The organism is Pusillimonas caeni, from assembly GCF_003545815.1.
In the GTDB taxonomy this organism is placed as follows: domain Bacteria; phylum Pseudomonadota; class Gammaproteobacteria; order Burkholderiales; family Burkholderiaceae_B; genus Pusillimonas; species Pusillimonas caeni.
Genome location: NZ_PDUW01000011.1, coordinates 12169 through 25226, shown reverse-complemented (window position 1 = coordinate 25226; position 13058 = coordinate 12169). Strand labels below are relative to the sequence as shown.

Below are 13058 nucleotides of genomic sequence, written 5' to 3'. Positions count from 1 at the left end.
CTGCAGATCTCGAGAGGTCGGGACAAACGGAAGTGTAAAGCAGTTTGACGTATTCCGATCACCCGATCTGCCCGCGAGGCCGCGGTGTTTACCATTCTTTACCAAGCGCCGGCGGAGGGCATCCGCATGGCGGCCGAGGGCAGTCGGAGCGGCTAGCCCGGAGGAGGGTCCATGCCCTAGCGATTCTGCGTCCGCACCTCGACCAAAGCCGGCCGCCCCTGCTTGACCTGCTCGATGGCCCGGCGCAGCGCCTCCGGCAGATCGGCGCTGCGCATGACCGGCCCCTCGCCATGGACCCCCATCGACCGCGCCATGGCGGCGTAGTCGAAGTCCGGGTTCTCGATGCGCGTGCCCAGCGCGGCGTTCTCGACCGGCCGGCTGCGATGCGCCGCGATCTTCTCCCCGTGCTCCTCGGAGTTGTAATAGCTGCGATTGTTCATGATGATGGTCAGCAGCGGTATCCCGTGGTGCGCCGCCGTCCACAAGGCCGTGGGGGTGAACAGGAAGTCGCCGTCGCCCTGCAGATTGACGCACAGCCGGCCCGGATTGGCCAGCGTCGCGCCCAGCGAAGACCCCATGCCGTAGCCCAGGCCTCCTCCGCTGTACCGGCCCATGTACTGGTCCGGCCGGCTGATGTCCCAGATCCGCTTGACCCAACCATTGGCGATGCCGTTGGTCAGCACCCAGGGCTCGTCCTTGACGGCGTCCCAGACGATGGCGGCGAAAGTGGACAATGCAATAGGCTCGCCACCGCTCTCCGACTGCGCTCTGGCGCGCCATTCGTTACGCAGCTTCTCGCTGTGCGCGCTCCACTTGGCCAGCCTTTCCTGAGCCGCCTTCACCACATCGCCGCGGCCTTCGACCACGGCATGGCAGCGCTCGAGCAGGGCTGGAACGAAGCTTTCGGTATCGGCCGCAATGGCATCGTCCGTTTCCTGGACGCGCCGGAAGTCGTGGCTCCAGCTTCGTACCGCATAACCGTCCAGCGTGACGTGGGCGATGCGCGTGCCCGGCTTGTACATGGGGCGCGTCTCGCGCGTCAGGCGATCGACGGTGTGCAGGGCGCCATACAGGTCCATGGCATCCAGCGCCAGCACGAAATCGGCCTCGGCCAGCACCTGCGCCGCCGACTCGACCAGAAACAGCGGATGCCGGGTGGGGAAGTTGTGGCGGTTGCCCTGGTCGAGCACCGGAATGCCCAGCAGTTCGGCCAGGCGCAGCAGGGCGTCGAAGGCGATGGCCGAACGCCCCATGCGATCGGCCACGATGACCGGCGCCTCGGCCTCGCACAGCGCCCGGGCAATGCGCTGTATGGTCTGCGGGCCCGCCGCGGGCGGTTCGGGGGGCTGGAACTTCGAAGGATCCGGCAGCTCGGGAAACCGCTCGCACTCGACCTCCTGGATCTGCGCGTCGTAGCAGATATAGACCGGCCCCTGCGGGTGGGTCATGGCGGTCTGATAGGCGCGGGCGAACGATTCGGGCGTGCTGTCCAGATCGTCCGGCTGGTCGTCCCATTTGACGAAGTCGCGGATGAGGTTGCCCTGCACCAGGGCGGTGTGCACCCAGTCGCTGCCGGGCCGCCTCTTGGTGTAGGACATGGGGCCCGTGCCCCCCAGCAGGATGATGGGGATGCGGTCGCACCAAGCGTTGTAGATGGCCATGGTGGCGTGCTGCAGGCCCACCACATTGTGCAGTATGGCCGCCATGGGCCTGCCGGTGGCGCGCGCGTAGCCGTGGGCGATGGCCACCGAGATCTCTTCGTGCATGCACTCCAGGAACTCGGGCGACTCGTTGCCCAGGTAATTCACCAAAGAATCATGGATGCCGCGAAAAGAGGCGCCCGGATTGAAGGCGGCGTAGGGCAGTTGATAGCGGCGCAACAGGTCGACGATGAAGTCCGACCCATAGCGGCGGGGCGTCAGGCGCTTGCCCGCGTCGTTTTGCACACTCATGCGGATGCTCAGTAGGTAACGTTGATGTTCTTGACCTGGGTGTAGCTCAGCAGCTCGTCCAGCGAGTGCTCGCGCCCGATGCCGCTGTTCTTGAAGCCGCCGAAGGGCGCCCCCTTGTAGCGTTTCCCGCCATGGCCGTTGACCCACACGTAGCCGCATTCCACGGCATCGGCCATGCGCAGGCCGGTGGAGATGTCGTTGGTCCAGATGTTGGCGCACAGTCCGTAGTCGCTGTCGTTGACCTCTTCGAGCATGGTCGCCTCGTCGTCCCATTCCAGCACGCTCATGACCGGGCCGAAGATTTCCTCGCGCTCTATCGCCATGCCGTGGCGCACCTGGTCGAAGACGGTGACGTCGACGAAGCAGCCCTTGCGCAGCGCCTCGCCGGGTGCATGGCCGCCGCCCCGCACCACGCGCGCGCCCTCCTTGCGGCCGGTCTCGATATAGCCCATGACCCGCTCGTAATGGCGGCGTGTCACCACAGGCCCCATCTGGGTCGATTCGAGCTCGGGCAGCCCGATGTCGATCCGGTCGGTCAGCGCCAGGACCGCGTCCATGAAATCGTTCTTGATGGAGGCATGGACAAAGACGCGCGAGTTGGAGCCGCAGGACTGGCCCTGCGAGCGGGTGAAGTTCATGCCCGCCACCGCGGCGGCGGCCACCTTGTCGATGTCCACGTCCGGGTAGATGATGAGCGGATTCTTGCCGCCCAGTTCGAGGCTCAGCGTCTTGATGCCCGCCTGCCGCGTAATGGCCCGCCCCGTCTCCACGCTGCCCGTGAAGGCGATGCGGCGCACGTCCTTGTGGGCGACGAGCGCCCCACCGCATGCCGGGCCGTCGCCCGTGACGATGTTCACCACCCCGGGCGGGAAGCACTCGCGCACGAGCTTGCCCATCCACAAGGACGACAGCGGCGTCTGGTCGGCCGGCTTGAGCACCACGGTGTTGCCGGCGATGAGGGCGGGCGCCAGCTTGCCCGCGCCGAACGAGATCGGGTGATTGAAGGGAATGATGCGGCCCACTACGCCGAAGGGCTGCAGCCGCGTGTAGTCGAGCCCGCCGCCGGGCGTGGGAATGGTCTCGCCCTTGATCTCCATGCCCAGCCCGGAAAAGAAATCGTGCAGCGAGGCGCCCTTCTTGGCGTCGTCCACCATGGCCAGAAAGGGATTGCCGCTGTCTATGGCGTCCAGCATGCCGAATTCGCGCGCTTCTTTGCGCAGGGCCTGGGCGAAACGCCGGCAGTACGCCGCCCGCTCGTCCACATGCAGGCGGCTCCAGGCGGGAAAGGCCGCCTTGGCGGCCCGCACCGCCAGTTCGATGTCGTCCGCGCCGCCCGCCGGCACCCGGGCGATTTCCTCGTCGTAGGCCGGGTTGACCGACGCCATGGTGGCGCCCGAACGGCTGGCCACCCATTCATTGTTGATCAACATCTTCCAGTCCTGGGTTTCCTCCCGGGCCCGGTTCAATACCTGTGCTGCAAAACCGTCTGCAAGATTCACTCTGTCGCCTCCATATCGTCATGACGGGCGCGCCGGACAGCGCGCCCCGTGGCCCGTCAACGCGTCGGGCCTTGTCCGAACACTTCCCTGAACTGCCCCACCCACTTGTCCACCTCATCCAGCGCCGCGACCGGATCCGCCATGCGCAGGCGCAGGTCCGGCAAAGGAGAGGGCAGCTTGGTGTTGGCCGGGACGTAGTCCATGGAAGCGAATACGCCCTGGGCGCCGTCGGCCGACAGCATGTATTCATAGAACAGCAGGGCCGCGTTGGGATGCTTGGCGTGGCGGGCGATGGCGATGCCGTTGGCGCGCGCAATCGCCGGTTCGAGCACGAACCAGTCGATGGGCGCGCCCTTGTCTTTGGACGCCTGGGGCATGTGGCTGTACACCGTCAGCGCCAGGGGCACCTCGCCGGCCACCACCATGTTGTTCACCAGCGAGTAGCCATAGCGCTGCGACATGCCGTTGCGCTCGACGATCTCGGTGAAGAGCGCGCGGCCTTTCTCCTCGCCCATGGACTTCATCAGGGCGGCATACCACAGCCATGATTCGCTTTCTATGCCCAGCTTGCCTTTCCACTTCGGATCGAGCAGGTCTTCGTAGCGCCTGGGAAGCGCTTCTTTCTTGATTCTGTCGGTGTTGTAGGCCTGGACATAGACCTGGAAAACGGTGGAGGCCCATTGCTTGTGCGCCGGCACGGCTTCATCGGCCAGCTGGGCGAACAGCGGCGACTCGACCGGCTGCAGCAGATTCTCGCGGTACAGCGCCTCGAGCTGTGGCGAGCCGAAATGATAGGCGTCCACCTCGTGGCGTCCCGCCGCGGCTTCGCTCACCGCGCGCTGCAGCACCCGGCTGGTGCCGGCCCGCCACACCTCCACCTTGACGCCGTATTGCTTTTCAAACGGCTCGATGAGCGGACGCAGGTTTTTTTCGGCCAGCGTCGTGTAGAGCATGAGTTCGCCCTCGGCCCGGGCGGCCTCGACCAGCCTTTCCTGGCGGTCGGATCCCTGGTACAGCAACAACGATTCGTTCTGCGCCATTGCGGGCGCGGCCAGAACCGCAGCCGTCAGCCAGGCGCCCGCCACCCGTATGATCCGCTTCATCGTCACGTCCTTCACTTGCCCGCTCCGCACATGGGGCTCGCGACAGCGCGCGCCTGCTCCATCGTTCACTCCTAGTCCGTGCGCTTCACAAAAGTCTCGTCGAACAGCCGGGTCCATTTGTCCACCTCCTCGAGTACGGTTTCGGGATCGACCAGAGCGAACTTCACATTGGGAAGCGGGGAATCCAGCCGGGCGTTGGTCGGCACGTAGTCCATGGCGGCGAATTCCTTTTGCGCACCGTCCGCCGACAGCATGTATTCGTAGAACAGCAGGGCCGCGTTGGGATGCTTGGCATGGCGGGCTATCGCCACGCCGTTGGCCCGGGCGATGGTGGGGTCCAGCGTGAACCAGTCGATGGCCGCGCCCCTGTCCTTGGAAGCCTGGGGCATGTGGCTGTACACCGTCAGCGCCAGGGGCACCTCGCCGGCCACCACCATATTGTTCAGCAGCGACGTGCCATGGCGGACCGAGATGCCGTTCCGGTCGACCAGATCATCGAAGAGCCTGACGCCTTTTTCTTCGCCCAGCCGACGCACCAGCGCGGCATACCAGGGCCAGGCCTTGGCCTCGATGCCCAGCTTGCCCTTCCACTTCGGATCGAGCAGGTCCTGGTAGCTTTCGGGCAGTTCTTCTTTCTTGATCTTGTCGGTGTTGTAGGCCTGCACGAACACCTGCAGTATGGTGGCGGCCCACTCGCGATGCTCGGGCACCGAGCCCTCGGACAACTGCTGGAACACGGGCGAATCCACCGGCTGCAGTATGCGCTCGCGCTGCAGGGCCTCGAGCTCGGGCGAGCCCATGTGTATCGCGTCCACCTCGTGGCGGCCGGCGCTGGCCTCGGTGAGTATGCGCTGCAATACCCGGCTCTGGCCCGAACGCCACACCACCACCTTGATGCCGTACTTTTTCTCGAAGGGGTCGACCAGAGCGCGGATGTTCTTTTCGGCCAGGCTGGTGTAGAGCGTGAGCGTGCCTTCGCGCCTGGCCGCGGCCTCGATCCGCGCGGCGCGGTCCTGGCCCTTGTACTGCATCAGCGAAGTATCGGGTCGCTCCTGCCCCATGGCGGGCCAGGCCGCCATCGCCGCCATCATCGCCACGGCGATGCGCCGCCTCCATTCACTCCAGCTCATACACCCTCCTTTGGACGGCGTTTGAACGCCGTCATGCCCATGAGTGCCGCCTTTGCTCGGAATGTTCTGTTATAAAGAACACCATTCCAATTTATTATGATCGGAGTGTATAGAAGCGCATGAGCGGCGTCAATAAAAAGAAATGCCGCGCCGACGCGCGAACCGGCCAGTTACAGTACAATGGCAGCTTCGCGCGCAACCAATCAGCGCGCAGCAGCAAGCGGTACTTCCTCGCCTTGCCATTTCCGGCCTCGTTTTGGCCTCATTACTTTTCCGTCCGCCTAGATTGGTGTCTCTCGACTCGAGCGATAGGCTGTCGCTGGAGTTGTCTTCTTGAATACCCAAATTCCTTTTGCCGCCCTCGGGCTGGCCGAATCCCTTTTGCGTGCCATCGCCGAGACCGGCTACACCGCGCCCACCCCCATCCAGGCCCAGGCCATTCCGCAAGTGCTGAAGGGCGGCGACCTGCTGGCCGCCGCGCAGACCGGCACCGGCAAGACGGCCGGCTTTACCCTGCCCATTCTTCATCGCCTGCTCGAGACGCCCCTGCGCCAGGCCAAGGCCGGTCGGCCGCGCTGCCTGATCCTGACCCCCACGCGCGAACTCGCCGCCCAGGTGGAAGAGTCGGTGCGCACCTACGGCAAGCACACGCCCATACGCTCGATGGTGATGTTCGGCGGCGTCAACATCAATCCCCAGATCACCGCGCTGCGCAAGCCGGTCGACATCCTCGTCGCCACGCCGGGCCGCCTGCTCGACCACGCCCAGCAGAAAACCGTCGACCTGTCCGGCGTCGAGATCCTCGTCCTGGACGAAGCCGACCGCATGCTCGACATGGGCTTCATCCGCGACATCCGCCGCGTCCTCGCCCTGCTGCCCAAGCAGCGCCAGAACCTGCTGTTCTCGGCCACTTTCTCGGACGAGATCCGCGAACTTGCGCGCGGCGTGCTGGACAATCCGGCCGAAATCTCGGTCGCGCGCCGCAACACGGCCTCCGAGCTGGTCAGGCAAAGCCTGGTCATGACCGAGCAGGCGCACAAGCGCGATCTGCTCAGCCACATCATCCGCGAAAGCGGCTGGCACCAGGTGCTGGTCTTCACCCGCACCAAGCACGGCGCCAACCGCCTGGCCGAGAAGCTGGTCAAGGACGGCCTGACGGCGGCCGCCATCCATGGCAACAAGAGCCAGGCCGCCCGCACTCGCGCGCTCAGCGGCTTCAAAGAAGGCAAGGTGGCCGTGCTGGTGGCGACCGACATCGCGGCGCGCGGCATCGACATCGACCAGCTTCCCCACGTCGTCAACTTCGAGCTGCCCAATGTGCCCGAAGACTACGTGCACCGCATCGGCCGCACCGGCCGCGCCGGCAGCGAAGGCTCGGCCCTGTCCCTCGTCGACAGGACGGAGATCAAGTACCTGAACGCCATCGAGAAACTCATCAAGCGCCCCATCGATCGCACCACCATCGAGGGCTGGACGCCGCCGGCCGGCGCCGCCGAATCCTTCGCCGCCGAAGAGCGCGAACCGCGCCCGCCGCGACGCGGCAGCGCTCCGGGCCGTCCGCAGGGCCAGGCCCGGCGGCCCGCGCCAGGCGAAGCGGCTCGCCGCGGCGGCGCGCGCGGATCGGGCCAGGGGGGCCGGCCCGGACGCCCGGCTCGCTCGGGCAACGCCCCGGCCGGAAGCCGGCGCGATCCGGCGCGCGCCTGAGCGCCCGGTGTTCATGTGAACAAGTAAAATCCGACGCTGCCCGGCTGTGCCGGGCTCTCCATGACTATTCAGTACAGATGACCATAGCCAACGAAGTCGCCCGGCGACGCACCTTTGCCATCATCTCCCACCCCGACGCGGGCAAGACGACCCTGACCGAGAAGCTGCTGCTGTTCGCAGGCGCGATCCAGATCGCCGGCAGCGTCAAGGCACGCAAGGCCAGCCGCCACGCCTCCTCGGACTGGATGGAGATCGAAAAGCAGCGGGGCATTTCGGTGGCGTCCTCGGTGATGCAGATGGAGTACCGGGACTGCGTCATCAATCTACTCGACACGCCGGGACACCAGGACTTCTCCGAAGACACCTACCGTGTGCTGACGGCCGTGGATGCGGCCCTGATGGTGCTCGACGCCGCCAACGGCGTCGAGCCGCAGACCATCCGGCTGCTGCAGGTCTGCCGCGCGCGCAACACCCCCATCATCACCTTCGTCAACAAGTTCGACCGCGAAGTGCAGGAGCCGCTGGAGCTGCTCTCCGAGATCGAATCCCACCTGGGCATGGACACCGCGCCCCTGTCCTGGCCCGTGGGCATGGGCCGCTCCTTCGGCGGGGTGTTCGACCTGCGCCGCAATCGCATGCGCGTGTTCAAGGCCGGACAAGAGCGCCGCGGCGGCGACGACGAGATGATCGACGGCCTGGACAACCCCCTCATCGCCGAACGGTTCGGCGATGCTTTCGCCAAGGCGAGCGAAGAAATCGAACTCATCCAGGAGGCCTCGCCCGCCTTCGATCCCCAGGCCTTTCTGGAGGGCAGGCAGACGCCGGTGTTTTTCGGCTCGGCCATCAACAACTTCGGCGTCCAGGAGGTGCTGGACGCGCTCGTCGATTTCGCGCCGCCGCCCGGTCCGCGCGAGGCGCTGCAACGCCTGGTCCAGCCCCAAGAAAGCAAGTTCAGCGGAGTGGTGTTCAAGGTACAGGCCAATATGGACCCGGCGCACCGCGACCGCGTCGCATTCGTGCGCGTCAGCTCGGGGCGCTTCGAACGGGGCATGCGCCTGAAAGTGGCGCGCACCGGCAAAGAAATCCGCCCCAACAACGTCGTGTCCTTCCTGTCGCAGCGCCGCGAGCTCGTGGACGAGGCCTACGCCGGCGACGTCATCGGCATCCCCAATCATGGCGTGCTGCACCTGGGAGACGTCCTGACCGAGGGCGAAGCCCTGCAGTTCACCGGCCTGCCCTTCTTCGCGCCCGAACTCTTCCAGGCGGTCGAAGTCAAAGATCCCTTGCGCATCAAGCAGCTGCGCACCGGCCTGACCCAGCTCGGCGAAGAAGGCGCCATCCAGGTGTTCCGGCCCGAGGCCGCAGGCGGCGCCTTGCTGCTGGGAGCGGTCGGCCAGCTTCAGTTCGAAGTGGTGGCCCACCGCCTCAAGACGGAATACGGCGTGGACGCGCGCATGATGCCCACGCGCTACAACATGGCCCGGTGGATTACCGCCGACGACCCCAAAGAGCTGCGCAAATTCATGCAGGCCAACGCGGCCAACATCGCCTACGACGTGGTCGACGCGGTGGCTTTCCTGGCCGGATCGCCGGCTCAGCTGCGCGTGGCGCAAGAACTGTATCCGGCCATCCAGTTCCACGCCATGCGCGAACACGGCGGCCAGGTCTTCGCATAAAACGCTTACATTGCCCGCGGAGGCGCTGGGCTAACGTTCTATACTAGACAAGGTAAAGCACACGAAGGACCTCAATGTCTTGGCGTTCAATTTTCGTAATTCTGATACTGGCCGCGGGCGCTTCCGTCTGGGGCGGATTGCGCCTGGGTGAATGGCTGGTGGCGCACGGCCCGGTGGCCACGGCAACGTCCCACCACGCTCCGCTCGTCACCGTGCCGGTGCTGGATGCCGACGGCAAACCCTATACCGCCCAGCCGCCGCAGCCGCTCGTCGACGGCCGCCTGGCCATACCCGAGGACCTGCCCCAGATCGCCTGGCATATTCCCGAATCCTCGCTGGACGACACCAAGTCCAATCAGGTCATCCCCGTGGCCACGACGTCCATCACCATGGTCGAGGCCCAGCAGATTGCGGCCGGAGGCGGCTCCAACAGCTTCACCGGCATCGCCGACGTCGGCGACCTCATGGGCGGGCTGAACCAGCGTAGTCAGGGCGGGCAGGGTGGCCAGCCCCTGCAGCCGATCGAGGCGCCCAATGCGCCTCCCCAGGTGGCGTCCCGGCCGGTCGGCAATACCGGCGCCTGGCAGGCCCAACTGCGCCAGGATCTACAGGCCTGCGACGCCGAGAGCTTCTTCGACCGGCCCAGCTGCGCCTGGGCGGCGCGCAATAAATACTGCACGCCCAACAACGCCTGGGGCCGCGTCGCCGACTGCCCGGCCAAGAACTTCTAAAGCGTTTCAGGCGCGAGCACGTCGCAAAAAAAGCCGGGCCCCTTGAGGAGCCCGGCTTTTTTGTCAATGTTCGATACGGCCCGCGCTTGTTCGGCGGTTTTGCCTTATTCGTCCATTTGCGACTGCAGGTAATTCTGCAGGCCCACCTTGTCGACGAGTTCGATCTGGGTTTCGAGCCAGTCGATATGCTCTTCGGTGTCGTCGAGAATGTCCTGGAACAGGTCGCGCGACACATAGTCGCGTACGGATTCGCAATAAGCGATGGCTTCAGTGACCGTGCCGTGCGCGGCGGTCTCGAGCTTGAGGTCACAGGACAGGATCTCGGGCACGTCTTCGCCGATGAGCAGCTTATGCAGGTCCTGCAGATTGGGCAGGCCGTCGAGCATGAAAATGCGTTCGATCAGGCGGTCGGCGTGCTTCATTTCGCCGATTGATTCGTCGTACTCGTGCTTGCCCAGCTTGTTCAGGCCCCAGTGATTCAGCATGCGCGCATGCAGGAAATACTGGTTGATGGCCGTGAGTTCGTTCTTGAGCTGTTTGTTCAAGTGCTGGATAACGGTGGGGTCGCCCTTCATGAGGTTCTCCTGGAAAGCCCTGCAGCCGCTCGCGCGGCGCCATGATTATCGGTATGGCGCTAGCCTAACATGGCGCAGACGATTTATCAGCATGGCCGAGCCCCTGTCCGACGGCTGGAAACCCGCATGAATACAAGTGTTTGGCTAAATAGGAATGAGTCCGCTTGTCGCTAGCACTTCATGGACGATGACCGTCTCATGCGCCTGGACACGCGTCGAACCCGCCATATGGCGGGTAACAATATATGACTTGAAGGGAAGGGCAGCCGATTCGCGCAGCGGAATCCGGCGGAAAGACGGAAGAGAAGAAATTGTGTCGCTTTGTAAAATCAGGCGTAGGCGCGACGCGTGACGACCTGAACCACCATGCCTCCCGCCGAGGCGTCGTTGGCGGCTTCTTCGACGACCGCACCGATGGCGGTGGCCGACAGGTGCTCGGCATAACGCCCGCCGGGGAGATACTCGCTGGCGGTTTCCGCGCAACGGCCGCAACACATCGCAACCCCCAGGTCCACCTGGAGATCGTCGAGCGTTTGGGCTCCGTCTGCTACGGCCTTGATGACCTGGCGCTCGGATACGGCGCTACATATACAAATGAACATGAGAATAATTATTATCTAGGCGATCGGAAAAATCAACGCCTATTTCCGCCCCCGCCGCAAGAAAATTGTAAACGTGCTGAAAAACTTCAGCCCATGCTATCCAGGCGCGCCCGGGCGCGCCTGAGCGAGGCGGCCGGAATGCCCGCCGCTTCGCGGTATTTGGCGACGGTGCGCCGCGCGATCACGACGCCGCGCTCGGCCAGCATCGAGGCGATGAGGTTGTCCGACAGCGGCTTGGCCGCCGGCTCGCCCTGCACCAGATCCTGGATCAGCGAGCGCACCGCGGCCGATGACGTGGTCTCGCCATCGTCGCGGCTTACCGCGGTGGTGAAGAAATACTTGAGCTCGAACACGCCCCAGGGCGTCTGGGCGTATTTGTGCCGGGTGGCGCGCGATACGGTGGATTCGTGCATCTGCAGTTCCTGGGCGATGTCGCGCAACACCAGCGGGCGCAGCGCCTGCTCGCCCAGTTCGAAGAAGGCCTGCTGATGTTCTATCACGGCGCTCGCAACCCTCAATATGGTGTCGAATCGCTGGTGGATGCTCCTGATCAGGCCGTGCGCCTGCTGCAGCTGCTGCTGCAGACCCTCGCCGCTGGCCTGGCGCGACTGCCTGATGATGCGTTCGTAATCGGCATTGACCCGCAAGCCGGGCATGACGGCGGGATTGATGAAGGCCTTCCAGCGCCCCCCAGCCTTGCGCACGATGACCTCGGGCCTGACATAATCGGCGACGTCGTGCGCCCAGCCGCGTCCCGGTTTGGGATCGAGTTGCAGCAGCAATTGCCGCGCATCCCTCAGCACGCCCAGGCTGCACCCCAGCTTGCGGCGCAAGCCGGGCAGATTGCCCGAGGCCAGCAGCGCCAGATGCTCGCGCGCGAGCTCGCGCGCACAGGCCAGCACCTCGGGAGGCGCATCGCGCTCGCCGCGCTGCAGCTGCAACAGCAGGCAGTCGCTGATCGAGGCCGCGCCCACGCCGGGCGGGTCGAAGGACTGCAACAGTCGCAAGGCCGCCTGCCAGTCGCAACGCTCGATGCCCAGTTCGCCGGGCAGCAGGTCGGCCAGCTCGTCCAGGGGCGTGACGAGGTAGCCGTTGTCGTCGAGTTCGTCGATCAACAGCTCGACCAGGACCCGGTCGCGCGGCGCGGCCCGGGTAAGCCGCAATTGCTCCAGCAGGTGCTGGCGCAGCGTGGGCGCGGGCGCGGCCTCCGGCCGCACGTATTCATCGTCGCCGTCGCGCGATCGCGACGCAAACTCCGCGGGCTCGCGGAAACCGTCGTCATCGTGCGACGCCGCCGGTTCCGCCGCGGCGCCTTCGATGTCATACTCTTCATCACGTTCGAGCAGGGGGTTGTCCAGCAGCGCCTGTGCCACCTCCTGTTCGAGATCCTGCGCCGAATACTGCAGCAGCCTAATGGCCTGCTGCAGCTGTGGGGTCAGCGCAAGCTGCTGATGCTGACGTAGTTCGATCGACTGGCGCGATTGCATAGGTAAAATGATTTGCATGAAACAGACTTCAAGCCCTTTGGCGACCCCGCAAGACACCGCCGTGTTGCGCAGCACGCTGCTCAAGCTTACCGCAACGCAAAAAATCCTGTGCACCGTGGTCGTCGCAGTCGTGGCCATCGTCTGGTATGACCTGCTCAACCGCATGGTCGCCTTCGGCGACGAAATCGACTATTCGGGCCTGCAGGTGCTGGGCGGAGAAGGCATCGCCTTCCTGCAGCGCTACAACCCTTTCTTCTGGTGGGCGCTGGTGGCGCTTTGCACGCTCATCATTGCCTACCTGCTGTTCGGCTTCGTCCAGGCCAGCCGCCAGAGGGTGCAAAGCAAAATTGTCACGGCCGACACCTTCCGGACCCTGGTAGCGCAGTTGTCGGAACCGGCTCGGGACGTCCTGCGCTGGGCCTGGCAAGACCGCAGCCAGCCGGTCACTGTTGGCGTTTTGCAACGCACTGCCGAAGAATTGCGCTCCGGCCGGGCGGGCAAGATCCTGCTGTCCCGCCAACAGGCCCAATTGCTGGACGAGCCCGCGGCAGCCGCCGTTTCCCGAGAGCGGTCCGCCGAGGCGCCCTCCGCTTAGGGTC

At 65.1% G+C, this 13058-nt stretch carries 11 protein-coding genes; 4 read left to right on the top strand and 7 right to left on the bottom strand.

Features of this window, described 5'->3' with window-relative positions; genetic code table 11:
• Positions 1–176: 176 nt before the first annotated feature.
• From CSC67_RS19055 to CSC67_RS19040, 4 genes are all read right to left on the bottom strand, one after another.
• Entirely contained in the window at positions 177–1952 is a 1776-nt protein-coding gene (locus CSC67_RS19055; protein ID WP_118996049.1) for a thiamine pyrophosphate-binding protein, read from the bottom strand.
• 8 nt (positions 1953–1960) lie between these two features.
• Entirely contained in the window at positions 1961–3451 is a 1491-nt protein-coding gene (locus CSC67_RS19050) for an aldehyde dehydrogenase family protein (protein WP_118996048.1), read from the bottom strand.
• A gap of 56 nt (positions 3452–3507) precedes the next feature.
• On the bottom strand, positions 3508–4554 hold the full coding sequence (locus CSC67_RS19045) for an ABC transporter substrate-binding protein (protein WP_118996047.1): 1047 nt from the start codon (positions 4552–4554) through the stop codon (positions 3508–3510).
• A gap of 71 nt (positions 4555–4625) precedes the next feature.
• A complete protein-coding gene (locus CSC67_RS19040) occupies positions 4626–5684 on the bottom strand; it encodes an ABC transporter substrate-binding protein (protein ID WP_118996046.1) in 1059 nt (352 codons plus the stop codon).
• Between the two features lie 333 nt (positions 5685–6017).
• On the opposite strand from CSC67_RS19040, the gene CSC67_RS19035 reads away from it, so the two are divergent.
• The 3 genes from CSC67_RS19035 (at position 6018) to CSC67_RS19025 (ending at position 9795) form a co-directional block, all read left to right on the top strand.
• Positions 6018–7388 (top strand): DEAD/DEAH box helicase, encoded by a 1371-nt coding sequence (locus tag CSC67_RS19035; protein ID WP_118996045.1) that lies wholly within the window; start codon positions 6018–6020, stop codon positions 7386–7388.
• A 77-nt stretch (positions 7389–7465) separates the two neighbouring features.
• Positions 7466–9064, top strand: coding sequence for a peptide chain release factor 3 (locus CSC67_RS19030; RefSeq protein WP_118996044.1), 1599 nt, complete (start codon positions 7466–7468; stop codon positions 9062–9064).
• A 74-nt stretch (positions 9065–9138) separates the two neighbouring features.
• Complete coding sequence (locus tag CSC67_RS19025; RefSeq protein ID WP_118996043.1) at positions 9139–9795, top strand: hypothetical protein; 657 nt, start codon at positions 9139–9141, stop codon at positions 9793–9795.
• 104 nt (positions 9796–9899) lie between these two features.
• On the opposite strand, the gene bfr is transcribed toward CSC67_RS19025, so the two are convergent.
• The 3 genes from bfr to rpoN all read right to left on the bottom strand — a co-directional run bounded on the left by bfr (position 9900) and on the right by rpoN (position 12477).
• Positions 9900–10370: a bacterioferritin gene (gene bfr, locus CSC67_RS19020; protein ID WP_118996042.1), complete on the bottom strand. Its 471-nt coding sequence runs from the start codon at positions 10368–10370 to the stop codon at positions 9900–9902.
• Positions 10371–10699: 329 nt separating this feature from the next.
• Entirely contained in the window at positions 10700–10972 is a 273-nt protein-coding gene (locus tag CSC67_RS19015) for a (2Fe-2S)-binding protein (protein WP_118996041.1), read from the bottom strand.
• 86 nt (positions 10973–11058) lie between these two features.
• Positions 11059–12477 (bottom strand): RNA polymerase factor sigma-54, encoded by a 1419-nt coding sequence (gene rpoN, locus CSC67_RS19010; RefSeq protein ID WP_167752968.1) that lies wholly within the window; start codon positions 12475–12477, stop codon positions 11059–11061.
• On the opposite strand from rpoN, the gene CSC67_RS19005 reads away from it, so the two are divergent.
• Positions 12476–13054, top strand: a complete 579-nt coding sequence (locus CSC67_RS19005; protein WP_118996039.1) for a hypothetical protein — start codon at positions 12476–12478, stop codon at positions 13052–13054. The two genes, rpoN and CSC67_RS19005, sit on opposite strands and share 2 nt — an antisense overlap.
• Positions 13055–13058 lie beyond the last annotated feature (4 nt).